At 68.4% G+C, this 22,658-nt stretch carries 21 protein-coding genes; 11 read left to right on the top strand and 10 right to left on the bottom strand.

Annotated elements, in window-relative coordinates:
* Positions 1-22 precede the first annotated feature (22 nt).
* The 9 genes from BJY22_RS03005 to BJY22_RS02965 all read left to right on the top strand — a co-directional run bounded on the left by BJY22_RS03005 (position 23) and on the right by BJY22_RS02965 (position 7,794).
* On the top strand, positions 23-1,318 hold the full coding sequence (locus BJY22_RS03005; protein WP_167203637.1) for a TadA family conjugal transfer-associated ATPase: 1,296 nt from the start codon (positions 23-25) through the stop codon (positions 1,316-1,318).
* On the top strand, positions 1,315-2,238 hold the full coding sequence (locus BJY22_RS03000) for a type II secretion system F family protein (protein WP_202890972.1): 924 nt from the start codon (positions 1,315-1,317) through the stop codon (positions 2,236-2,238). The genes BJY22_RS03005 and BJY22_RS03000 overlap by 4 nt, the downstream gene beginning before the upstream one ends.
* 62 nt (positions 2,239-2,300) lie before the next feature.
* Positions 2,301-3,017 (top strand): type II secretion system F family protein, encoded by a 717-nt coding sequence (locus tag BJY22_RS40935; RefSeq protein WP_202890971.1) that lies wholly within the window; start codon positions 2,301-2,303, stop codon positions 3,015-3,017.
* Between the two features lie 109 nt (positions 3,018-3,126).
* Positions 3,127-3,585, top strand: a complete 459-nt coding sequence (locus tag BJY22_RS02990) for a DUF4244 domain-containing protein (RefSeq protein ID WP_167203636.1) — start codon at positions 3,127-3,129, stop codon at positions 3,583-3,585.
* Between the two features lie 435 nt (positions 3,586-4,020).
* Positions 4,021-4,353, top strand: a complete 333-nt coding sequence (locus tag BJY22_RS42825) for a TadE family type IV pilus minor pilin (protein ID WP_167203635.1) — start codon at positions 4,021-4,023, stop codon at positions 4,351-4,353.
* Positions 4,350-4,733, top strand: a complete 384-nt coding sequence (locus BJY22_RS02980; protein ID WP_167203634.1) for an Rv3654c family TadE-like protein — start codon at positions 4,350-4,352, stop codon at positions 4,731-4,733. The genes BJY22_RS42825 and BJY22_RS02980 overlap by 4 nt, the downstream gene beginning before the upstream one ends.
* Positions 4,734-4,916: 183 nt before the next feature.
* Positions 4,917-5,537, top strand: a complete 621-nt coding sequence (locus BJY22_RS02975; RefSeq protein ID WP_167203633.1) for a response regulator transcription factor — start codon at positions 4,917-4,919, stop codon at positions 5,535-5,537.
* 601 nt (positions 5,538-6,138) lie between these two features.
* Entirely contained in the window at positions 6,139-6,627 is a 489-nt protein-coding gene (locus tag BJY22_RS02970) for an NYN domain-containing protein (RefSeq protein ID WP_337758093.1), read from the top strand.
* Positions 6,628-6,855: 228 nt separating this feature from the next.
* Positions 6,856-7,794 carry an aldo/keto reductase gene (locus BJY22_RS02965; protein WP_167203632.1) on the top strand — a complete coding sequence of 313 codons (939 nt, stop codon included), beginning with the start codon at positions 6,856-6,858 and terminating at the stop codon, positions 7,792-7,794.
* Between the two features lie 36 nt (positions 7,795-7,830).
* Here the strand turns inward: BJY22_RS02965 and BJY22_RS02960 are convergent, their stop codons facing one another.
* From BJY22_RS02960 to BJY22_RS02915, 10 genes are all read right to left on the bottom strand, one after another.
* Positions 7,831-8,211 carry a MerR family transcriptional regulator gene (locus tag BJY22_RS02960; RefSeq protein ID WP_167203631.1) on the bottom strand — a complete coding sequence of 127 codons (381 nt, stop codon included), beginning with the start codon at positions 8,209-8,211 and terminating at the stop codon, positions 7,831-7,833.
* A gap of 258 nt (positions 8,212-8,469) precedes the next feature.
* Positions 8,470-8,856 (bottom strand): hypothetical protein, encoded by a 387-nt coding sequence (locus BJY22_RS02955; protein ID WP_167203630.1) that lies wholly within the window; start codon positions 8,854-8,856, stop codon positions 8,470-8,472.
* A gap of 637 nt (positions 8,857-9,493) precedes the next feature.
* On the bottom strand, positions 9,494-10,741 hold the full coding sequence (locus BJY22_RS02950) for a CehA/McbA family metallohydrolase (RefSeq protein ID WP_167203629.1): 1,248 nt from the start codon (positions 10,739-10,741) through the stop codon (positions 9,494-9,496).
* A 177-nt stretch (positions 10,742-10,918) separates the two neighbouring features.
* Positions 10,919-12,001 carry an ABC transporter ATP-binding protein gene (locus BJY22_RS02945; protein WP_167203628.1) on the bottom strand — a complete coding sequence of 361 codons (1,083 nt, stop codon included), beginning with the start codon at positions 11,999-12,001 and terminating at the stop codon, positions 10,919-10,921.
* Complete coding sequence (locus BJY22_RS02940; protein WP_167203627.1) at positions 12,001-12,822, bottom strand: carbohydrate ABC transporter permease; 822 nt, start codon at positions 12,820-12,822, stop codon at positions 12,001-12,003. The genes BJY22_RS02945 and BJY22_RS02940 overlap by 1 nt, the downstream gene beginning before the upstream one ends.
* Positions 12,819-13,745: a carbohydrate ABC transporter permease gene (locus tag BJY22_RS02935; protein ID WP_167203626.1), complete on the bottom strand. Its 927-nt coding sequence runs from the start codon at positions 13,743-13,745 to the stop codon at positions 12,819-12,821. The genes BJY22_RS02940 and BJY22_RS02935 overlap by 4 nt, the downstream gene beginning before the upstream one ends.
* Positions 13,745-15,172: an extracellular solute-binding protein gene (locus BJY22_RS02930; RefSeq protein WP_167203625.1), complete on the bottom strand. Its 1,428-nt coding sequence runs from the start codon at positions 15,170-15,172 to the stop codon at positions 13,745-13,747. Before BJY22_RS02930 ends, BJY22_RS02935 begins: the two co-directional genes overlap by 1 nt.
* A gap of 482 nt (positions 15,173-15,654) precedes the next feature.
* Positions 15,655-16,422, bottom strand: a complete 768-nt coding sequence (locus tag BJY22_RS02925; protein ID WP_167203624.1) for a ricin-type beta-trefoil lectin domain protein — start codon at positions 16,420-16,422, stop codon at positions 15,655-15,657.
* Positions 16,423-16,742: 320 nt separating this feature from the next.
* Positions 16,743-17,108, bottom strand: coding sequence for a hypothetical protein (locus BJY22_RS02920; protein WP_238350278.1), 366 nt, complete (start codon positions 17,106-17,108; stop codon positions 16,743-16,745).
* 36 nt (positions 17,109-17,144) lie between these two features.
* Positions 17,145-19,454, bottom strand: coding sequence for a DEAD/DEAH box helicase (locus tag BJY22_RS02915; protein WP_238350277.1), 2,310 nt, complete (start codon positions 19,452-19,454; stop codon positions 17,145-17,147).
* Between the two features lie 161 nt (positions 19,455-19,615).
* Here BJY22_RS02915 and BJY22_RS02910 point away from each other — a divergent pair, with 161 nt between their 5' ends.
* Together BJY22_RS02910 and BJY22_RS02905 are read left to right on the top strand one after the other, a co-directional pair.
* Positions 19,616-19,975 (top strand): STAS domain-containing protein, encoded by a 360-nt coding sequence (locus tag BJY22_RS02910; protein ID WP_202890970.1) that lies wholly within the window; start codon positions 19,616-19,618, stop codon positions 19,973-19,975.
* Between the two features lie 247 nt (positions 19,976-20,222).
* The gene (locus BJY22_RS02905; RefSeq protein ID WP_167203623.1) at positions 20,223-22,526 is read left to right on the top strand and encodes a sodium-translocating pyrophosphatase; all 2,304 of its coding nucleotides are present in this window, start codon (positions 20,223-20,225) and stop codon (positions 22,524-22,526) included.
* Positions 22,527-22,658: the final 132 nt, after the last annotated feature.

Below are 22,658 nucleotides of genomic sequence, written 5' to 3'. Positions count from 1 at the left end.
ACCGACATCACCCGGAGCTCGCATGACCACTACCGCCGTGCCACCCGACCTGCTCGACCGCGTCCGTGGCACCCTCGCACTCACCGGCGCCGAGCCGACACCGGCCCACGTCGCGGCAGCACTCCGCGCCGACGGCACCGTCTGCGGCGACGCGATGGTCCTCGCGGTCGTTACCGCCCTCCGCCGCGAAGCCCTCGGCGCAGGCCCACTCGACAGCCTCCTCGCCGAACCAGGCGTCACCGACATCCTGGTCAACGGCCCCGACGAGGTCTACATCGACCGAGGCCGCGGCCTCGAGTTCGTCGCCATCCGCACCGGCGACGAACAAGCCATCCGCCGACTGGCCACCCGCCTCGCCGCAGCAGCAGGCCGCCGCCTCGACGACTCCACCCCGTACGTCGACGTACGCCTCTCGGACGGCACCCGCTTCCACGCCGTCCTCGCCCCGATCGCCGCCCCGGGCACCTGCTTGTCCCTCCGCGTCCCGTCCCGCAAAGTCTTCACGCTCGACGACCTCATCGCGGCCGGATCCCTACCCGAAGCCGGCGCCGCGATCATGCACGACCTCCTCGACTCCCGCGTGGCCTTCCTGATCAGCGGCGGTACAGGCACCGGCAAGACCACCCTGCTCAATTCCCTGCTGTCCATGACGAACCCCGCCGAGCGCCTGGTCCTGGTCGAAGACGCCAACGAACTCCGCCCCGACCATCCCCACGTGGTCCGCCTGGAAGCCCGCCCACCCAACGTCGAAGGCGCCGGCGAGATCTCCCTCCGCGATCTGGTCCGCCAAGCCCTCCGCATGCGCCCCGACCGCTTGGTAGTAGGCGAGGTCCGGGGCGCGGAAGTAGTAGACCTCCTGACCGCCCTCAACACAGGCCACGAAGGCGGCTGCGGCACCATCCACGCCAACTCCGCCTCCGACATTCCCGCCCGCCTGGAAGCCCTGGGTGCCCTAGCTGGCCTCTCCCCAACAGCGATCCACAGCCAAGCAGCCTCAGCCCTCCACGCAGTAATCCACCTGACCCGGACCCCCACCGGCCACCGCCGAATAGCCGAGATCCACACCCTCACCAAACCCCCGAACGGCCCCCTAACCACCCACCCCGCCGTCACCTTCCACCCCAACAACACCCTCACCGTCCATCCCCCCGCCCACCGCTTCACCACCATCCCACCCACACCGAACTCACCCGCCCCGATCGGAACTGTGCCGCCGACCACCCAGCCCACACCCGCCCAACCCCCGGGTGTCAACGCCCCTGCACCCCATCTGGTCTCGCCTGCGACCACACCGTCACCTACCGCGGGTGCCGCATGAGTTCAGCCTTCGCCGCCGCACTCCTGACCGCCCTCGCCTGCACCCTCGCCCTCCGCCCCCGCTCACCAGGCCTCCACCGCCTGGCACCCCACACCACCCGACACCCCCAACGCCCGCACCCGCAACTGCCCACCCAGCAACTGACCACCCAGCAACTGACCACCCAGCAACTGACCACCCAGCAACAGGCTGGCATCCAGCCCACCCCGACCCCTCGCCCCCAACCCACCCACCGACACCTCCGCCCCCGACTCCGCCGCGCATGGCTCCTGATCCCACCCACCGCCACAGCCACCGCCCTGTTCGGCATCCAAGCCCTCGTCTCAACCCTCGCAATCACCACCGTCCTGGCCCTCATCGCCAACCAACGAGCCCTCCACCACCAGCAAAAGACCGCAACAACCCGCCGCACAAACATCATCGAAGCCCTGGACGTACTCGCCGCAGACCTCACCGCCGGCCGCCCACCCATCACCGCCCTGGAAGGCGCCGCCTCCATCAGCCCCGACTTCGAACCCGTCCACGCAGCAGCCAAACTCGGCGCCGACGTCCCCGCCGCCCTGACCCGAGCCGCCACAACCCCAGGCGCAACCAGCCTCCGAGCCCTTGCCGCAGCGTGGCGCGTCACCGAAGAATCCGGCGCCGCCTTCGCAACCCTCACCGAACGCCTCGCCAACGCCCTCCGAGCCGACGAAGCCATCCGCCGCCAAACGGAATCGAGCCTCGCAGGCGCCCGCTCCACCGCCCGAATCCTCGCCACCCTCCCCGCCCTAGGCATAGCCCTCGGCTACGCACTAGGAGCCGACCCCCTCACCTTCCTAACCGCCACCCCACCCGGCTGGCTCTGCCTAACCACAGGCCTAGCCCTAACCGCCCTAGGCCTCCACTGGACAACCCGCCTCTCAAACCCCCCACCCTGACCCCACCCATCCCGCTCTCAGCACCCCCGCACCCCCGCACCCCGCACCTCACGAGATCTCGCATGCCATACGCCTTGACCGCCGTCACAGCCGTTGCCCTCAGCACCTATCTCCTGATTCCCCCAAGGCCCGACCTCCGCCGCCTGACTCCTCCAAGACCTCGCACCCGCCCCCAACCCCCACGCGCCCACCGCCTAGCCGCAACCGGCGCAGCCCTAGCCGCACTCCTCCTCATCGGCTTCCCCTGGGGCCTGATCCCCGCCGCCGTCGCGTACTACGCAATCCCCCGAGCGATCTCCCGCCTCGAACCAGCCGCCACCAAACAACGCAACGCCCGAATAGCCCGCGACCTCCCCCTGGCGATCGACCTACTGACCGCCTGCCTCCGAGCCGGCCGCCCACCCCAACATGCCCTGACCCTGGTAGCCGACGCCCTCCCCGGCCCCCTCGCGGACATCTTCACCAAGATCGCCCATCACCTAGCCCTGGGAACCGACCCAGCCACCGCCTGGGCACACCTACGCACAGAACCGCCCTGCGTCCCCATGGCCCGAGCCATCACCCGCTCCCTCCGCTCCGGCGCCCCACTCTCCAAAACCCTCGAACACCTAGCCGACGAAACCCGCCGCGCCCATCACCACACCGCCGACCAACACGCCCGCGCCGCAGAATCCCGCGCCGCCCTCCCACTAGGCCTCTGCTTCCTCCCCGCCTTCGTCCTCCTCTCGATCGTCCCCACAATCGCCGACTCCCTGATCCCGTTCCTCCTCCACCCCTGATCACCGAACTATCCACAGCCCAAAAGTCCTTAAGAAAAAGCCCATCCAACAACGGCACCTTGTCAACAACCGCCCCGAACGCCCAAGCCACACCCCGCAGGAGGCCCCAATGCCCCAGGCAGCAACAGCCACCAGCAACCACCCCACAAACCCACCCTCAACGCACTCCGCAAATGCCGCCAACCCGCACAACCACAAACCCGCCAACAACTCCGACCGCGCACCCGAGCACACCGCCCCGGACCCGAGCCACCCCGACACCGCCGCACCGAACGACGGCCACCCATTGATCGCCAATCCCCACATCGCATCCGCGCCCGCCCGCCGCCAGGCCCCCACCAGAGCCACCACCCACCGCCACGCCCCCACCAACCGCGCGCTCTCCCACCTCCGCACCCGCACGGAACGCGGTGCCGCAACCGCCGAGTACGCCATCACCATCGTCGGCGCCTGCGCAATCGGCGGCCTACTGGTCTCCCTCCTGAAATCCCCAGCAATGCAAAACGCCCTCAAATCGATCATCAACTACGGCCTGAAGATGGCTGGCGTAGAAGGCGTCCACCTGTAACCCCACGCAGACACCCCAGCCTGACCGCCCAGCCCGACCGCCCAACCCGGCTGCCGAAACCGGCCGCCCAACCCACCTGGCGAACCCACCTGCCGAACCCAGACCCCCGGGGAAAACCCGCGCTTCCCCGGGGGACCCCGGCCCAACTTGGCTCTGCCCCCAAATCCGGCGACCGGTCGGTGCCCCCCTCCCCGGCCGGTCGCCACCCCAAGGAGCCCCATGCCTCACCACTCCACGTCAACTGCCGCCCCACCGACAACCACAAGCACAGCCGTCCTCGGCCCCCGCGACCACCCAACCCCCACCGCCCGCGCAAACGAGGCCGAGACCACCAACCACACCGCTCACAGAGATCGTCGCGACCACGCAGCCCGGAGCCGCCGGAGCGAATGCGGTGTTGGCCGGAGACTGGTTGGGCGTGGAGAGCGTGGGGCGGTGACGGCTGAGCTGGCGCTCGCCCTTCCGGTGCTGGTTTTGCTGCTGTTGTTGGGGATCTGGTCCATCGGTCTCGTGGTCCTGAACATCCGCTGCATCGACGCCGCCCGCGACGTGGCCCGCGCAGTAGCCCGCGGCGAACCAGCCGATCAAGCAAAAGCAATCGGCCGCCGCACCGTCCCGAACGGCACCATCTCCATCACCCGAGACACCTCAGACATCCACGTAACCGTCACGGCCGCGCCCACCCACAAGCCGCCCCTCCTAACCCTCGTCACTCCCACCCACATAACGGCAACCGCCACCCTCCAAGCCGAACCGGACGCACCATGACCCGCTCCGAGAGAGGCGGCGCCACACTCCACGTCCTCTTCGCCGCAGTACTCCTCTTCACAGCTCTCGTCGCAGCCACGCTGTGGTCGGCAGTCTCCACCGCCCGCCACAGACTCACCGCCGCCGCCGACCTGACCGCTCTAAGCGCCGCGCAATCCCTGACCGCCAGCCAGTACGTCGACCCCGACGAACCGCATGCCGCGATCACGCCTCCGAAGACACCCTGTGAGACCGCAGCACGCACGGCCGCACTCAACAAGGTTCAGCTCACCGCATGCCAAGTCACTTCCACCGCAGTAACGGTGCAGGTGTCGCTCCAACTCGACCTCAGGTTCACTCAGCCGACGATGACCTCGATTGCCCGCGCCGGCCCTGTCTGATCCCGCATCGTCAACGACCGCCGGCGCCGGTTCTGCTCGGGTCGCGATCTGGTCGCAATCTGATAGAGATGCCGCGTTGATGTGGACGACGTACGGCAGACCGCTCCATCATCGGGAACCGAGTACAGCTCATCTTCCCGGACGTACTTCCCCGGCGCCCGGACGGTTACCTCGGAGGCTCGCTTGCCCGACCGGATTCGGCTGTTGCTGGTCGACGACCAGATCCTCAGCCGAGGTTTGCTCCGTAGCGGTCTGGAGCGGGAGCGCGATCTGGAGATCGTTGCCGAGCTCAACCGTTCCGATGACGTGGTCGGCGCGGCGAAGCGTCATCGTGCGAACGTGGCCCTGGTCGACGCGGCCGGTCCGGGGGACGACAGCATCACGGTCACCACGAGTCTGCGTACGTCGATACCGGAGTGCCGGGTCGTGATGCTCACGACGTACGGCCGCCCGGTGCACCTGCGGCGCGGCCTCGACGCCGGGGCGAAGGGGTTCGCATTGAAAGGCAGCCCGGCGCCGCAGCTCGCCGACGCGGTACGGCGGGTGCACCTGGGCCTCCGTGTAGTCGACGCGAACCTCGCGGCGGAGAACCTCCAGTACTCCGAGACCCCGCTGAACGCTGACGAGACAGACACGCTCCGCGCCGCCCGTGACGGCGGGTCGGTCGCGCTGATGGCGCAGAAGCTCGACGTCTCCGAGCGCGTCGTACGCACCCGCCTCTGGTCAGCCATCGGCAAAACCGGCGCCCACACCCGCTCCGACGCAATCCAAATAGCCGAAGAAAACGGCTGGCTCCTCGACTGACTCGAGCGAACATCCACCGCACGTCGCTGCGATGTGCCCGACCGACGTCAGGACAGCGGCAGTGAACGGATGGACCTGGCCCCGCCCGCCGTGCTCAGCACGCAGGCGGCGCGCCGTCGTTCCGGACCGTCTACCGCCCGGTGCGTACGGCTCGGCGTACGACCCCCGGGCGAGCAGGCAGGCGGGGGTGTAGCCAGGCGGGGTGTAGCCGGGCTAGGACGTACAGCCGGGCGGGGCGTGCGGTCGGGCGGGCTGTGCACGCCGGCCGGCGTGCGGGCATGCGGCTGGGCGGGTGTACAACCGGCGGGCGTGCGGGCGTGCGGGGTGTACAGCCGGCGGGCGTGCGGGCGTGCGGGGTGTACAGCCGGCGGGCGTGCGGGCGTGCGGGGTGTACAGCCGGCGGGCGTGCGGCCGGGTGGCGTGCGGGCGTGCGGCCGGGTGGGCGGTGCGGCGTACGGCTCGGTGGACCGCGCGGTGTACCGCCCGGCGGACGGCCGGGCGCTCCACCGGCGTCGTCGTTTCAGTACGCCGATCGTTTGGCCGCGTTCGAGGCGATTTGCGAGTACGAGTGGGTCGTCGTGTGCGAGTTGAGGACGAGTGGATGGGAGTGATCCGGGTCGGCATGCCCGGCATGAGTGCCTGGGAAGGGCAGACTGGGGTGGTGGATGGTGGGCGGAGTCGGGTGGTCGTGGTTGATGCTGCGAACGTGGTCGGGTCGCGGCCGGACGGTTGGTGGCGGGATCGGGTGGGGGCTGCGCGGCGGTTGCTCGTTCGGATTACTGCGTTGCAGGAACAGCTGCCTGACACGGACGTGATCGTGGTCCTGGAGGGGGCGGCTTGCCGGGCTGTGTCCGGGGACGATGCACCTGATACCGGTCGTGTTCGGGTGGTGCTGGCGTCAGGTTCTGGTGACGACACGATTGCGAGCGTGGCAGCAGAAGTTGTTGCCCAGCCACATCATCCGGCGGTCACGGTCGTCACCGCAGACCGCGGCCTCCGCCAACGAGTAGAACCCACCGGCGCCACAACCACCGGCCCCCGCTGGCTCCTGGACCAATTAGACACCCCACCCCAACAACCAACCACCTGACTGGCAACCCGCGTGTATTCGAAGTGTGCGGTATTCCCCCGGCGGCTACGTCTTGCGGCGTCTGGACCATCGGATACACCTCAGCGGCTGCCGTCAGCCACGTGCTCAGCCGCACCCACGGTCAACCATCGCGCGCTAGCCGAGCCGCGAACATCAAGCCATGCGAGCCATACACCGGAGCAACTGGCGGCTTGACCTGGAGTCCGCTCCAGCAGCGAGGCTTGTGCCATGAACACACCCACGATGGCCCTCGGGGCGATGTACTTCGGCACCAGGGTGGACGAACGGACCGCCTTCTCGATCCTCGACCGATACGCCGAACTGGGCGGGGCCTTCATCGACACCTCCGACAACTACAGCTTCTGGACCTCCGAGACCGGCTTCGGCGGCCAGAGCGAGGCGCTGCTGGGCCGCTGGCTGGCGTCCAACTCCGGGGTCCGCGTCCGCCTCAGTACCAAGGTCGGTGCCCAGCCCACGCGGGTCGGCGGATTCCCCGACCACCTTGAAGGACTGCGCGAGGACGTCGTGCGCGGAGCCATGGCACAGAGCTTGGAGCGGCTGGGCGTGGACAGTGTGGACCTGTACTGGGCGCACGTCGAAGACCCGACCGTTCCGGTGGAGGACCTGGTCGAGACGTTCGGCGGCTTGGTCCGTGACGGCCTGACCGCTCGCTGGGGTCTTTCGAACCACCCGTCCTGGCTGGTCGAGCGGATCCGGGCCACCGCCGAACGCGTCGGCCACCCGCAGCCAGTCGCTTACCAGGAGCGCTACTCCTACCTCCAGCCCGCCGGCGGCATGGCCGTGGAAGGCCAGCCGATCCCGCTGGGAATGCTGTCACCGGACGGCCTGGACTTCCTGCGCCGCAACCCGTCGTTCGACGGCTGGGTCTACACCGCCACCCTCCAGGGCCGATACGACCGCAACGACCGCCCACTCGAGACCGAGTACCGCCACCCCGGCACCGAACGACGGCTGGCGGCGCTGAACCGCGTCGCCACTGCGCGCGGACTCCGCCCGGGTCAGGTGGTGCTCGCGTGGCTGGCCTCCGGGAGCCCGGCGCTGACCCCGATCGTCGGAGTCAGCAGCGTCGAACAGGTCGAGGAGGCCGTGGTGGGCGCGTCCACCGTCCTCACCGAGGAGGAACTGGCGGCGCTGGACGGCGCCTAGGCGCCGACCGGCGGACCGCCCCACCGCCGGAGTGGGTCAGGACGTCTTGTCCTCCGTCCGGCGGAGCTCCCCGCGGTACCAGTCCGCCTTCTCCTCGACCCGGGTGAGGACCGCGCCGAGCTCGGCAATCCTCGCCCGGATCGAGGCGGCGTGCTCCTCGAGCAAAGCGACTCGCTCCGGCATTGTGGTGTCATCACGGCTCAACTCGCCGTACCGACGCAGCTGCTCGATCGACATACCTGTGTCCCGCAGGCAACGCAGGAATCCAAGCATCCAGAGATCGCCTTCGCTGTACACACGACGCCCACCGGCGCTGCGCTCGATGCGCGGCAGAATGCCTTCGCGCTCGTAATAGCGCAACGTATCGATGCTGAACCCGGATTGTGCGGCTGCCTCGGCCGGCGAGTAGCTCGTCATCACGAGAAGCTAACACCTTGCCTGGAGCTAGCTCCAGACTCGACCGCACAAGCTCGCTGATCAACGACGGCACCCTGGCTTGGAGCATCGTCGATCAACCGGCCACAGACGAGGCCCCGTTTGACTGGCTACCGGTGCATATTCGAAGTGTGCGGTATTCCGGTCCGCCTTGGGCAAACGGGGATTGGATCACTGGCTCTGGGTTCATCAGCAGTGTTGGTCAGGGTGACGGGGGCATGCTCGTCGACAAGGGAACGCTCAAACGCGTGTGAGCCCGGATGCTTGGAATATCCGCTCCTGGCCTGCGCACGAGACGACGCCAATCCGGGTTGTGTCTACGAAGCCTCCACCGACGGTTATCTCGTCGCCGAGCCGGCAGGCCAGCTGTCCTGTTGCATCAATCAGGGCGGGTTTGCCGTCACGGAGTGCGACACTCCAGCCTGGAGGCCAGGCCACATCGATGTCGACGATGCGGCCGGTGCCGGCACCAGTGCCCATCCGAGTGCGGACTACCAGGCAGTTTGTTGAAGTGTCGATCTCGAGGGTTCCGGGCAACCCGGCGTGTAACGCCACGGTAGGGGTTTTACGTTGAACAGTCAGACCGGGCATCCCAGCATCGGGGCTCTGCTTCGCGTCGCGGTTCATCGGATCATCTCCAGAGCTGTCGCTGAGCGGCCGATCACCGAGCTTGCTAGCAACCTCGAGAAGCGGGCACGTTCAGGCGTCCGCGGCCGACGAACGTCCGGGCACCTGATGATCGGCGCGCCGCTCTAAGTCTTGCTTAGGGCAAGAGAAGCGAGACCTTCACCTTGCTGCCGATGTAGGTGGCCGGTACCCAGACCCGTCCCTGGTATCCGGGCGCTGTGGTGATGCCGCGATGCTGACCGTGGGCCACTACGTCGCCGGGTAGGCGCCGTTGGGACCCATCGTGGTCAGCCACGGCACCCGAGTCGCCATCCACGCAGGTAGTTGTCCACATCAGGACGACATAGCAACCAGGCGGAGAGTTGCATCCGATGCGATTCCTCCCGTTAACCACGCACACAGCCGGAACGGCGCACTGAGCACCTGGCCGCTCTGATCATTCGACGCCACGCGATTCCTGCGCCGCCCGCTCCCGCCCATCCGGTCTCGGTCTGTCGGGGGTGTTGGTGCCCGCCCAGTTGACGGCCCATCGTCAGCAGGCGGCTGTTTAGCGCGGTCACGGCTGCGGGCGGTTGCACACGGGGCCCTGGGTTCGCCTGGCCTGCTGGTGGCGGAGGGGGCGCGGGTGTGGTGGCGGTTAGGTGCAGGTGGAGAGGAGTTGGCCGGTGTGGGTTATTAGGAGGTGGGGGCCAGGGGTGGCGGGGAGGTGGGTTTGGGGGGTGCGGACGGGGTGGCGGGTGCCGTCGGGGGAGATGACGAGGGTGTTGGGGGCGTTGAGGGCGATGAGTTCGTCGTCGGCGCGGACGAGGACGGGGGCGGTGTAGGACCAGGAGAGGGCGGTTCGGCCGGCGGCCAGGGCTTCGAGGGTGGCTGTGGGGAGCTCGTCGGGGCCTTCCGCGGAGGCGTCGACGGCGATCCAGGTTGTGGGGCTGCCGGGTGGGGTGAGGGACGTGGGGTTGTGCCAGTCGCTGCCGCCGATGGGTGTGGTGCCTTCCAGCCCCCAGGCCTGCCACCACGCGATGGGGCCGCCCCATGTGTGGTCCAGCCACGAGGAGTGCCAGATCTCGGCGAGGGGCGGGTGTTCAGGGAGCGGGTGGCGCCAGGAGCAGTCGCCGCCGAGCGGGTGGTTGATCGAGAGCAGGCCGCCGCGCCGGGCGACTTCGGAGCCCCAGATGGCGGCGGGACGGCGGAAGTCGATGGCGCCGATTTCACCGAATGCATTGGCGTGGCCGGTGTCGGTGGTGACTTCCTGGCCGGGGATGAGGCCGATGCCGAAGCGTTTGCCGAGGGCGGGGAGTTCGGCGTGGTGGGCGACGGTGTTGTGGTCGGTGACGGCGAGTACGTCGAGGCCGGCCGAGACACCCAGTGCGGCGAGGTTGGCGACCGGGGTGGAGCCGTCGGAGTGCAGCGAGTGCGCGTGGAAGTCGCCGGCGATCCACTTCAGTCCGGAGGAGGCGGGGAGGGTACGGCGGGGTGGCCGCGGCGGTACTGCGATTGCGGCCGAAGCGTCGGCGTACTCCGTCAGGCCGGGGATCGTGGTGACCGGGCCGGTGACTGCTTCGACGAGGAGTTCGACGCCTTCGACGGGTACTCGGTGGAGGCCGAGGACGATCCACCAGGTGCCGGGTTCGAGTTCGCCGGGGAGGTAGCCGGGGGTGGCGGCGTCGGGGGTGATCGCGAACGTTCGGCGCGCGCCGCCGGACCATCCGCGCCAGCCGGCCGCTCCCTCGCAGCCGATGTCGATGACGGCGCCTTCGACCGGCGGGATGGTGAGGGTGACGAGCAGTCCGGGGCAGTCGGCCGGGATGTCGACGGGCAGTGAGTGCCAGACCGACTCGGCGCGGTCGTCGAGGGTCCAGCGCCGACGGTACGACGTGACGGCCATCAGGTGAGCTCCCAGATCTCGGGGGTGCAAGGTTGCGGGTGCATCGCGTGAGCGGCATGGTGCAGGGACGGGAAGAACGGGTTGTGGGGGGACGCGGCAACCGGTGGTGCCGACGGGGGTGGCGAAACGGGTCGTGCGGACGGCGAGGGTGAAGCGGCGGGTGGGTTGGGTTGGGAGTTACGCGGTGGGGAGGAGTTCGCCCGTGGATTGGTTGTAGAGGAGCACTCGGGTGGTGGGGGCGGTGAGGGAGACGGAGGTGCCGGCGGCCGGTTCGGTTTCCTCGGGGACGGTGACGCCGACGAGGGTGCCGTCGCAGTCGACGGTGACGAGGGACTGGGTGCCGAGGTTCTCGGCGACGACGACCTCACCGTGGAGGGCCGGGCCCGTGACGTCGCTGGTTGAAAGGGTGAGGTACTCGGGCCGAATGCCGACCGTCACCTCCACCTCCCGACCGGCAGACGAAGTTGCTGCCGGCAACGAGCCGCCGGCGACCGAGACAACCCCGTCCAAGTCGGCGGCGATCTTGCCCGGCAGGAGGTTCATCGGCGTGGACCCGATGAAGTTGGCCACGAACGTGTTCGCCGGCCGGGCGAAGACCTCCCGCGGCGAGCCCAGTTGCCGAAGCTTGCCGGAGTCCATGACCGCGATCCGATCGGCGAGGGCGAGTGCCTCCGCCTGGTCATGCGTGACGAAGACCGTGGTGATCCCCAGATCACGCTGCAGCTTCTTCAGAAAGGTGCGCGCCTCGAGCCGGAGCCGCGCGTCGAGGTTCGACAGCGGCTCGTCGAGCAGCAAGACCTTGCCCTCGGAGGCGATCGCGCGCGCCAGCGCGACGCGCTGCTGCTGGCCGCCGGACAGTTGCCCCGGCTTGCGTTCCAGCAATCCCTGCAAGGACAGCTCGCCGGCAGTGCGCTCAGCAACGCCGTGCCGAGTGGCGGCAGCGACCCGGCGTACCTTCAAGGGATAGGTGATGTTCTCGGAGACGCTCATGTGCGGGAAGAGTGCGTAGTCCTGGAAGACCATCGCCACGCCGCGCTTGCCAGGCTCCGTCCGCGTCACGTCCGAAGTGTCGATCCGGATCGTGCCCTCGGTCGCGGACTCCAGGCCTGCGATCGTCCGGAGCAGTGTGGTCTTGCCGCAGCCGGACGGGCCGAGCAGGGCGAAGAACTCGCCGTCGGCCACCTGCAGGTCCAGCCCGTCGACGGCGCGGACGCCGTTCGGGTAGACGGTCGCGAGGCCTTCGATGTCGATGCCCGCCATCAGCTCTTGATCCCTCCGTGGAAGCGGAACCCGTAACGCGAGTTCACCAGCAGGTACAGCACGACGACCGGGATCGAGAACAGCAGCGAGAACACCGGCAGCACCTGCAGGTTCACGCTGCCGCCTTCGTCGGTGAGGGTCTGCATCAGCACCGCACCGGGCTGCTTGTCGATCGACCGGATGAGCAGGAAGGGCACCAGGAAGTTGCCCCAGGAGTTGACGAACGCCCAGACCATGATGGTCGCCAGTCCGGGCCGTGCGACCGGGAGTACGACGTCACGCAGGATCTGGCCCGTGGACGCGCCGAAGACCCGCGCCGACTCCTCGTACGACTTCGGCACCGCGTCGACGAAGTCCTTCAGGATGAAGATCGCCGCCGGCAACAGCCCGCCGGTCATCACGAGTGCGACGCCGAACCGGGAATCGATCAGTCCGAGCTGGAACATCATGACGAAGATCGGCACCATCGCCGCCGTACCGGTGACCACCGACGACAGCAGCAGCAACCCGTAGAGCAACGCGTCCCGCCCCGGAATCCGGACCCGCGACAACGCATAGGAAGCCAACGCGGCAAAGGCGGTCACAGCCACCGCCGTGGTCACGCAGATCAGCAACGAGTTGACCATCGAATGCATCGCATACGGGTGGTCCAGCGTCTTCCGGAAGTTCTCCAGCGTCCAGTCCGGCCAGTGCACCCCCAGACCGGGAGACGCATCGAACGGCGCCGACGCGATCCACAGCATGGGTACGGCGAAGAACAGCGTGATCGCGCAGATCAGCACGTAGAACCCGATCCGCCGCACCACGTACCCCGGCCTCATGACCGCCTCCGAAGCAACCGCAGATAGACCAGTGAAACGAGCAGGTTGGCGATCAGCAGCAGGAACGAGATCGCCGACGAGTACCCGAGCTCACCGCCCTGCAGCGCCACGTTGTAGATGTAGACCGGCACCGTCTCGGACTCGTGGTTCGGCCCGCCCTTGGTGAGCAGGAACGGCGAGAAGTCGTTCGCAGTCCACAGCGAGATGAGCAGCGTGTTCGTCAGCACGTGACCGCGGATGTGCGGGAACACGATGTCCCGCAGCGTCTGCCAGCCCGACGCCCCGACCATCCGGGCCGATTCGAGCTGCGACGGCGGCACGGCCTGCAACGCCGACGAGTACAACATCATCGAGAACGCCGTACCGCGCCACGTGTTGAAGACGACGAGACAGGCCATCGGGTAGTCGATCAGCCACGCGGTCCCCGGCGTACCGAGCAGAGCGTTCAAGGTACCGCCGTCCCGGTCGTAGAACGCGACCCACAGGTACGCGACCACGGTCCCCGGCAGGATCCATGCGAGCAGCACGACCGCCTCGACGGTACGGCGTACGGCGGGACGCGTCCGGCGCATCACCCAGGCCAGCGTGAACCCGAGGATGTTCTGCCCGATGATCGCCGAGCCGAGAACGAACAGCAGCGTCAGCCACAACGCGTTGTGGAACAGCGCGTCGTTCAGCGCCGCCGTGTAGTTCGACAACCCGACGACCGACGGGGACACCGCCTCGACACCGGTCAGCCGGTAGTTGGTGATGCCGATGTAGATGGTCCAGAGCGCGGGGAAGATCAGGAACGCGCTGATCAGCAGCAGAGCAGGTGCGACGAAGCCGAGCGCGCGGCCGACGCCGAGCCCCGCGACGTCCCGCGCGGGAGCACGACCCCGCGCGGGGGACCCGTCCCGCGCGGGTGCGGAAGCGGAAGTCATCAGTTGGTCGTGACCTTGTCCTTGCCGCCGGCCGCGGTCTCGACGGCCTTCTCGTACGCCGTTGCGGCGGCTTCGGTGCTCTTGCCGCCGACCACGTCCGCGGTCGCCTGCTGCAGCGCGGCCGACACCTTCGGGTACTCCGCGCGGCCCGGACGGTACTGCGTGATCGGCAGCACCTTCTCCGCGACGAAGCTCAGCATCGGGTCGCTCTTCAGTACTTCGCTGTTGACGTCGGACCGCTGCGTGATCTTGGCCGCGCCGGCCAGCGACTCCTTCACCATCTCCGCGGAGTTCATGAACTGCAGGAACTCCCAGGCCTGCTGCGGGAACTTCGTGTTCGGGTTGATCACGGTCGCGCCGCCGCCCGACATCGAGACGAAGTCCTGGCCGTTGACGCCGGCCCCCGGCTGCCGAGCTGGAATCAGCGCCCAGCCGACCGCACTGTCCCGGTCGGCCATCTTCGCGACGCCCTCCTTGGGCTCGACGACACTGCGCCAGAAGTAGTCGCTCTCCAGCAGGATGCCGATCTTGTTCGCGGCGAACTCTGCGAACGACTTGTCCCGGCCTTTCGCCTCACGCTGCAGCACCGGATCGCCGAGGCCGGTCGTGTAGACCTGGTGGTAGAAGTCCAGCACCTGGCGCAGCTGCGGGGTGTCGCCCAGCCACTTGCCATCGGCGTTGACTGTCGCGCCGGTGCCGACCAGCAGTGGCAGCACGCCCTGCATGGTGGTCGCCTCACCCATCGCGGTGCCGCCGTTGATCTGGATCGGGGTCACTCCGGACAGCTTCTTCAGCGCCTGACCTGCGGAGATGATGTCGTCCCAGGACTTCGGCTGCCAGTCGGCGGGTAGGCCGGCCTGCTGGAACAGCTTCTTGTTGAAGTACAGCACGCGGCCGTCGGTGCCGCCCGGGACGCCGTACCGCTTCCCGTTGTAGCTGCCGAGCGCCTGGACGGACTCCGGGATCTGCTGCCAGCCGTCCCAGTCGTCCACCTTGGCGGCCTCGCCGACGGTCTCGGTGAGCGGCTTGATGTAGTTGGCCTGGGCGAACTCGCCGACCCAGATGCCGTCGATCTGGAACAGGTCCGGGCCGGACTTGTTCGACAGGTCGAGGGACAGCTTCTGCTTGTACACCTCGTCGTCGGAGCCGTCACCCTGGAACTTGACCGTGACGTCGACGCCCTTGCCCTTCTGCTCGGCGACGAACTTCGGGATTAGGACGTCGGAGATGAAGGTCGCCCCGGCACTGCTCTTCCCGCCCTTGACCGAGTTCGAACCGAAGATGAGCTCGACCTTCTTGGCGTCGGCGTTCCGGTTCGCGTCCTGGTCGCCGCTGCCGGAGTCGGACGAGCCGAGGCATCCGGTGAGCAGGGCGAGGGCCGCGGCGCCGAGGACGCCGACGGTGGTCAACCGCGAGAGTGATCGCATCAGAGGCTCCAGATGGTCCGGCGACAGTGCCGGTCAAACATTGGCACTCCCGGGCGACTATGTGAAGACTTTTTTCCAACCCGATGACGAACGTTGTCAGGTGCTATAGGCAACCAACGGTGAACTGTCAAGCGGGGATCCCGTGGCATCCGTTGCGAAAGAGTTAAAGGATGCTCAAGGTTTCATGGCAACCAGTAGCGGAATAGATACAGACCGTGATCTCCGGAGCTACTGTCTTGCCGACCGGTTCAGTGGATCGGAGGTGAACGACATGGACCTGCTGCATGGAGTTGGTTGCCTTCTCGACGGCCTGCTTCATCACTGCCACCACTGGTGCTGGTGGTAACCGCTGTAGCGACGTAGGGCTCCCGCTGACGCGCAAGCAGCGGGTATCCCGGAAAGGTCAGAGAAACGGCCGGCCCCGACATCGTCGGGGCCGGCCGTCCTCTCGTTGGCTCGGGGGCCTTGAGTTCCTCCTCGACTCAGCTCTGGGCCAGCTGCATCATCTGCTTCGGCAGCACCGTCATCTGTGCCGGAATCGGGACCTGCGGCCTGATCAGCGACAACAGGCTGGCGGCCGCGCCTGCGATCGGCAGTGGCAGGGCCAGGCCCAGCGACGCCAGCAGCGCGTTCACGAGGGCCAGTACCGCGCCCAGGATGTCCAGGCTCGGGACCGGGAGACCGCTCCAGGCCTGGACCGGCGCGCCGGCGGTGCTCATGCTGCCGGTCGGTTGCGCCTGCTTGGCCTTCCCCTTGCCAAGCAGTGACGTCAGGGCGAGGCCACTGGCCACGTTCACGAACGTGCCGCTGTCCTCGTCGTAGTTCCACTTCTGCCCGTCGCCGCTACGGCAGGGCAGGACCAGTAGTGGCGCGGAGGCCGGCACCTTGGCCAGGTCCGCACCGCTGTCCAGGCAGGCTCCGGTCGAGGCAAGGGCGCCACCGACGCTCTTGCTCATCGCGACCTGCAGCTGGCCGGTCTCGGTGTAGATCCACTCCTGGGTCTTGCCCTCCTTACCGGGGGCGCACGCCATCATGACCGCCATCGGGACCTTCTCGGCCGCGACGAACGTCAGGCAGTAGCGCGTGTCGGAGCGGGTGGCGATCTGTTGGGCCACGCCCACCGTGACACCTGGTGCCGCCGAATCCTTGGGTGCCGGGTTCGCGGCCTGGGCCGGTATGGCGGTGGCGATCGCGACGCTGATCGCGAGCACCACCACGCCGGTGCGGCTGAACAGCTTTCGGATGATCAAGACAACCTCCAGAGGTCGTGCTATCTCACGGCGTCAGGTCGTCGGGACCCCGTGGCGCGAGCCGGTCCGCCGGCAGTGACTCAGCGCGACGTTGACGCCACAACAAGTAATGCACAGGACGGACCGGGGAGGTTATGCCGATCTCGCGAAACTTGATGCCATTGGCAACTAACTGCCATGCGGACGTCGTTGCACAAGGCATCGATACCGACTCGCCGGATCACCGTGCGACCGCTGTGCGGTGGCTGTGAGACTTCCGAGATCTTACCGCAACGCCAGGGATTCCAGTGAGTTGTCGATGCCAATGGCAACGGTGTTGATCAGTGCGGCTGGTGGGTCTCGGAGGGATCTTCGGTACGCCGTTCGCCGAGCGCCGGCCGCTCGTCGGCCAGGGTCTCGTCGCGGTCCGTGGTGACCTCCGGAGCTCCGTCACCCTCGGTGACCTTCGCACGCAGCTCGCGCATCTCCTTGCGCCGGCGCAGTCCGCGGCCGAGGCCCTTCTTCAGCAGCCAGAGACCAGCCACCAGGGCGGCGCCGGTGAGCGCGCCGAGGAAGTACACGGTCGGTACGGAGACGCCGAAGTCGACGCCGAAGACCTCGAGCGTGGTGGACGCGGACGACGTCACCGAGACGCCCAGTCCGAACAACACCGCAAGGACGATGAGGACGATTCCGAGAACGGCCATGACGACCTGCCTCTCTGCCGGCGACGGGCCGGCCCTTCAGGCCTCACTACTCAGGAGTGCGGAGAGCAGCGCCACCGCGCCGCTCTTGTCGAGTGGGTTGTTCTGGTTCCCACACTTGGGCGACTGTACGCACGACGGGCATCCATCCGTGCATTCACAGTGTGCAATCGCCTCGCGTGTCGCGGTCAACCACTCGCGGGCGGCGGCGTACCCGTGTTCGGCGAAGCCGGCGCCGCCGGGATGCCCGTCGTACACGAAGACCGTCAGGCGACCGGTGTCCGCGTGCCGGGCCGTCGAGACGCCGCCGATGTCCCAGCGGTCGCAGGTGGCGAAGAGCGGGAGCAGCCCGATCGACGCGTGCTCGGCGGCGTGGGCCGCTCCGGGCACGTCGGCGAGCCCGAGCCCCTCGACAACGGTGTCGGGCATCGTCCACCAGACCGCCTTCGTTCGGAGGGTCCGCGCCGGCAGGTCCAGCGGCTGCTCGTCGAGTACGTCGCCCGTCGCGATCAGCTTGCGCTGGTACGAGATCACCTGGCTCGTCACCTGGACCCAGCCGCGCGACAACTCCGCCGTACCCCAGGTGCACGTCTCCTCGGTGGCGAGGATGCTGATCTCGGTCACGTCCCGCGCGAAGGTCGTGTAGTCCGGCGACGCCTGCTCGACGACCGCGGCGTGCTCCTCGAGGTCGAGCGACCGCACCAGGTACGACTCGCCCGCGTGGACGTACACCGCACCCTCGTGGACCGAGGCGTGGGCCGAGCCGCCGTCGACCGTCCCGAGCAGGCGACCGGTCCGGTCTTCCACGATCTGCACGGTCTTCCCGCCGGCCGACCGGATGTCGATGGCGTCGATGGCCCGCTCCCGGCGGGTCCAGAACCAGCCGTGCGGCCGCTCGCGCAGCGCGCCCTGCCGGACGAGCTGGGCGATCACCTGGGCCGTCGTACCGCCGAAGATCTCGTAGTCGTCGGTGGTCAACGGGAGCTCCTGCGCGGCCGCGCACAGCTGCGGTCCGAGCACGTACGGGTTCTCCGGGTTGAACACAGTCGCCTCGACCGGACGACCGAAGATCGCAGCCGGATGCCGCACCAGGTAGGTGTCCAGCGGGTCGTCCCTGGCGATCAGCAACGCCAGCGCGTCCCCACCGGCGCGGCCGGCACGTCCAGCCTGCTGCCAGAGCGATGCGCGCGTGCCGGGCCAGCCGGAGAGCAGTACGGCGTCCAGCCCGGCGATGTCGATGCCCAGCTCGAGAGCGTTCGTCGCAGCGACGCCGGTGAGCTCACCGCTCTGCAGCATGCCTTCGAGCCGCCGGCGCTCCTCCGGCAGATAGCCGGCGCGGTACGCCGACACCTGGTCGATCAGCGTCGGGTCGACCTCGGCCAGGTTCTCCCGGGCGGTCAGTGCGACTGTCTCGGCCCCGCGCCGTGACCGGACGAAGGCGACGGTGCGGACACCTGTGACGACCAGGTCGGTCAGGAGGTCCGCCACCTCGGCCGTGGCGGACCGGCGTACCGGAGCGCCGTTCTCACCCCGCAGCGAGGTGAGGGGCGGCTCCCACAGGCCGAAGGCGATCCCACCGCGCGGTGACCCGTCCTCGGTGACCTCCTCCATCGGCAGCCCGGTCAAACGCTCACCGGACAGCGCCGGCTCTGCCACGGTCGCCGAGGCGCAGACGAAGATCGGATGAGCCCCGTACTGCGCGCACACCCGTCGCAGACGACGCAGTACGCCGGCCACGTGCGCACCGAACACACCGCGGTAGTGGTGACACTCGTCCACCACGACGTACTGCAGACAGCCGAGGAAGCGGGCCCAGCGCTGATGGTTCGGCAGAACTGACCGGTGCAGCATGTCCGGATTGCTGAGCACGTACGTCGCGTGGTCGCGCGCCCAGTCCCGCTCGGTCCTCTCCGAGTCGCCGTCCAACGTTGTCGCGCGCAGACCCGGCACGGTGTACGCCGAGACCGCCCGGAGCTGGTCGTGCGCCAGCGCCTTCGTCGGCGACAGGTACAGCACCGAGGCGGTACGGCGGTGTGGTGAGGCGGCCTGCGCGATGCTCAACGTGGCGAAGGCCGGCAACAGGTACCCGAGCGACTTGCCCGAGGCTGTGCCGGTCGCGACCACCACATGCTTCCCGCCGTACGCCGCCTCGGCCGTCGCGACCTGGTGGGTCCACGGGGCCGTGATCCCGGCGTCGCGCAGTTGGTCGAGGACCTCGGACGGCACCCAGCGTGGCCAATCACACGTTTTCCCGGGCCGCGGCGGAACGGACTCGACATGCGTCAACCGCTCGTCGCGACCGGCGGCCAGGCGTTTCAGGGCAGCCTCCGCCTCACCACCTGCACGCATGCCGCGAGCCTAGTCTCCACCATGGACAACGCAGCGCCGAGCTGCACGAGGCGGCTGCACGGTCGGATGCACACGGCTTTTTCCGGAGGGGAATCGACTTCCCCCTGCCGAGATGAAAGAGTTTTCGGCAACGGGTCTACTCACGGTCCGTACATGGTTGAATGCAGCAGTTCACGGGATCGGAGGCCGAAGTGGATCTGTCGCTGACCGCGCGCGCCGAGGGCGGGCGGACCGTCATCGAGGTCGCGGGGGAGATCGACGTCTACACCGCACCGAAGCTCCGCGAGAAGATCGCCGCGCTCGTCGACGAAGGGGTCTTCGACCTGGTCGTCGACCTGGAACGCGTGGAGTTCCTGGACTCCACCGGCCTCGGCGTCCTCGTCGGCGGACTGAAACGGGTGCGCACCCACGACGGATCCCTGTCCCTGGTCTGCACGCAGGAACGGCTGCTGAAGATCTTCCGGATCACCGGTCTGACCAAGGTGTTCGACATCCACCCGGACGTGGCCTCGGCGATCTGAGGCGTCGCCAGAAAGCGAAAACGTAGCCCCGCTACTACGTTGGGTGACCGACCCGCCCAGGTTCCGGCGACGGACTTGCCGTTGCGGCCCGGTATGGCGTAGACCACCCTGTCGTCAGGTCTGGTCGGGAACCCGTTAGAGTAACCCACCGCGCCAGTCCCCTGGCGCTGTGTCGTATTTCCCCAACCCTTCGGTTGCGGCAGACGGGGGCCGTCAAGCCCGGATGGGTTGCCTACAAGGAGGACGGATGTCCGCGCTGCTTGCACCACAAGCGGTGGATCTTTCGTCGAGCAACACCACACTGGTGATCGTCGTCGGGGTGATCGCGATCCTCGCGGTCGCCATCGCGATGGTCTTCCGGGGCCAGGTGCTTGCCGCGAACGATGGCACCGAGAACATGAAGACGATCGCCGCCGCGGTCCAGGAAGGCGCCTCGGCGTACCTGAACCGGCAGTTCCGGACGCTGTCGATCTTCGCCGTGGTCGCCTTTCTGTTGCTGTTCCTGCTGCCCGCTCACACCGACGGCGGCAACGAGACCACGCTGAAGATCTTCCGGTCGGTCTTCTTCCTGATCGGTGCGGGGTTCTCCGCCGCGATCGGGTACCTGGGCATGTGGCTCGCGACGCGGGCCAACGTCCGGGTCGCCGCCGCGGCCCGCGACGAGGGCCGGAACCCGGCGATGCGGGTCGCGTTCCGCACCGGCGGCACGGTCGGCATGGCGACCGTCGGCTTCGGCCTGTTCGGCGCCGCGCTCGTCGTGCTGCTGTTCAAGGGTGACGCCCCGACGGTGCTCGAGGGCTTCGGCTTCGGCGCCGCGATGCTCGCGATGTTCATGCGGGTCGGCGGCGGTATCTTCACCAAGGCCGCCGACGTCGGCGCCGACCTGGTCGGCAAGGTCGAGCAGAACATTCCCGAGGACGACCCGCGCAACGCCGCGACGATCGCCGACAACGTCGGTGACAACGTCGGTGACTGCGCCGGTATGGCGGCCGACCTGTTCGAGTCGTACGCCGTGATGCTGGTGGCCTCGCTGATCCTCGGCAAGGCCGCGTTCGGCGAGCAGGGCCTGATCTTCCCGCTGATCGTGCCGGCCATCGGCGCCGTCACCGCGGTCATCGGCGTCTTCCTGACCCGGCCGCGGACCGGCGAGAACGGTCTGCGCACGATCAACCGCGCCTTCTACATCTCCGCGGTGATCTCCGGTGTGCTGTCGGCGGTGGCGGCGTTCGTCTACCTGCCGAGCAGCTTCAAGGACCTCACCGGCGCGACCGAGGCGATCGCCGCGCACGACGGCGACCCGCGGCTGATCGCGACCTTCTCGGTGCTCATCGGCATCGTGCTGGCGGCCATCATCCTGGCTCTGACCGGGTACTTCACCGGCACCGAGGACAAGCCGGTCAAGGACGTCGGCAAGTCGTCGCTGACCGGTGCCGCCACCGTGATCCTGTCCGGCATCTCGGTGGGCTTCGAGTCGGCCGTCTACACCGCCGTGGTGATCGCGGCGGCCGTGTACGGCGCCTTCCTGGTGGGTGGCACCGGTGTGGTCGCGCTGTTCGCGATCGCGCTCGCCGGTTGCGGTCTGCTGACCACCGTCGGCGTCATCGTCGCGATGGACACCTTCGGCCCGGTCTCCGACAACGCGCAGGGCATCGCCGAGATGTCCGGTGACGTGGACGGCGAGGCGGCCCAGATCCTCACCGAGCTGGACGCCGTCGGCAACACCACCAAGGCGATCACCAAGGGCATCGCGATCGCGACCGCCGTACTGGCCGCGACTGCGCTGTTCGGTTCCTACACCGACGCGATCCGCTCCTCGCTGGCGGAGAACTACGCCAAGTTCGAGGCGGACTCCCTGGTGTTCAACCCGGGCACGCTGGTCGGCCTGATCATCGGCGCCGCGGTCGTGTTCATGTTCTCGGGCCTGGCCATCAACGCCGTCGGCCGCGCCGCCGGTGCGGTCGTCTACGAGGTCCGGCGCCAGTTCCGCGACATCCCCGGGATCATGGACGGCACGGGCAAGCCGGAGTACGGCAAGGTCGTCGACATCTGCACCCGCGACTCGCTGCGGGAGCTGGCCACCCCGGGTCTGCTCGCGATCACCGCGCCGATCGCGGTCGGCTTCGGTCTCGGCGCCCCGGCGCTGGCCGGCTACCTGGCCGGTGCGATCGGCTCCGGCACGCTGATGGCGGTGTTCCTGGCCAACTCCGGTGGCGCCTGGGACAACGCGAAGAAGCTGGTCGAGGACGGCAACCACGGCGGTAAGGGTTCGCCCGCGCACGAGGCCACCGTCATCGGTGACACCGTCGGTGACCCGTTCAAGGACACCGCCGGCCCGGCCATCAACCCGCTGATCAAGGTGATGAACCTGGTCTCCGTGCTGATCGCGCCGGCCGTCGTCGGCATGTCGGCGATCGGCGACAACCCGAACACCGCTCTGCGGATCATCATCGCGCTCGTCGCCGTGGCGATCCTGGTCGCGGCGGTCTGGGTCTCCAAGCGCCGTGAGTCGGTCATCGCCGACACCCCGGCGGAGGCGAAGGCAGCCGCCTGACGCAGGCAACCCGTGGAACGGCCCGCCGGATCTCCGGCGGGCCGTTCTGCGTCTCCCGGCCGACTCGCCCGACGGCTGGACCCCGGCCGGACACCACCTTTACTGTCGTCGGTACGGCCGCGTCCGAGCGCA

The sequence above is a fragment of the Kribbella shirazensis genome (assembly GCF_011761605.1).
GTDB lineage: Bacteria > Actinomycetota > Actinomycetes > Propionibacteriales > Kribbellaceae > Kribbella > Kribbella shirazensis.
This window is presented reverse-complemented; position numbering and strand designations above follow the sequence as displayed.

Coding starts and splice junctions, on each gene's coding strand:
- BJY22_RS03005 (WP_167203637.1), top strand. CDS start 23: ATGACCACTACCGCCGTGCCACCCGACCTGCTCGACCGCGTCCGTGGC.
- BJY22_RS03000 (WP_202890972.1), top strand. CDS start 1,315: ATGAGTTCAGCCTTCGCCGCCGCACTCCTGACCGCCCTCGCCTGCACC.
- BJY22_RS40935 (WP_202890971.1), top strand. CDS start 2,301: ATGCCATACGCCTTGACCGCCGTCACAGCCGTTGCCCTCAGCACCTAT.
- BJY22_RS02990 (WP_167203636.1), top strand. CDS start 3,127: ATGCCCCAGGCAGCAACAGCCACCAGCAACCACCCCACAAACCCACCC.
- BJY22_RS02980 (WP_167203634.1), top strand. CDS start 4,350: ATGACCCGCTCCGAGAGAGGCGGCGCCACACTCCACGTCCTCTTCGCC.
- BJY22_RS02970 (WP_337758093.1), top strand. CDS start 6,139: ATGGGAGTGATCCGGGTCGGCATGCCCGGCATGAGTGCCTGGGAAGGG.
- BJY22_RS02965 (WP_167203632.1), top strand. CDS start 6,856: ATGAACACACCCACGATGGCCCTCGGGGCGATGTACTTCGGCACCAGG.
- BJY22_RS02960 (WP_167203631.1), bottom strand. CDS start 8,211: ATGACGAGCTACTCGCCGGCCGAGGCAGCCGCACAATCCGGGTTCAGC.
- BJY22_RS02955 (WP_167203630.1), bottom strand. CDS start 8,856: ATGAACCGCGACGCGAAGCAGAGCCCCGATGCTGGGATGCCCGGTCTG.
- BJY22_RS02950 (WP_167203629.1), bottom strand. CDS start 10,741: ATGGCCGTCACGTCGTACCGTCGGCGCTGGACCCTCGACGACCGCGCC.
- BJY22_RS02945 (WP_167203628.1), bottom strand. CDS start 12,001: ATGGCGGGCATCGACATCGAAGGCCTCGCGACCGTCTACCCGAACGGC.
- BJY22_RS02940 (WP_167203627.1), bottom strand. CDS start 12,822: ATGAGGCCGGGGTACGTGGTGCGGCGGATCGGGTTCTACGTGCTGATC.
- BJY22_RS02935 (WP_167203626.1), bottom strand. CDS start 13,745: ATGACTTCCGCTTCCGCACCCGCGCGGGACGGGTCCCCCGCGCGGGGT.
- BJY22_RS02930 (WP_167203625.1), bottom strand. CDS start 15,172: ATGCGATCACTCTCGCGGTTGACCACCGTCGGCGTCCTCGGCGCCGCG.
- BJY22_RS02920 (WP_238350278.1), bottom strand. CDS start 17,108: ATGGCCGTTCTCGGAATCGTCCTCATCGTCCTTGCGGTGTTGTTCGGA.
- BJY22_RS02915 (WP_238350277.1), bottom strand. CDS start 19,454: ATGCGTGCAGGTGGTGAGGCGGAGGCTGCCCTGAAACGCCTGGCCGCC.
- BJY22_RS02910 (WP_202890970.1), top strand. CDS start 19,616: ATGCAGCAGTTCACGGGATCGGAGGCCGAAGTGGATCTGTCGCTGACC.
- BJY22_RS02905 (WP_167203623.1), top strand. CDS start 20,223: ATGTCCGCGCTGCTTGCACCACAAGCGGTGGATCTTTCGTCGAGCAAC.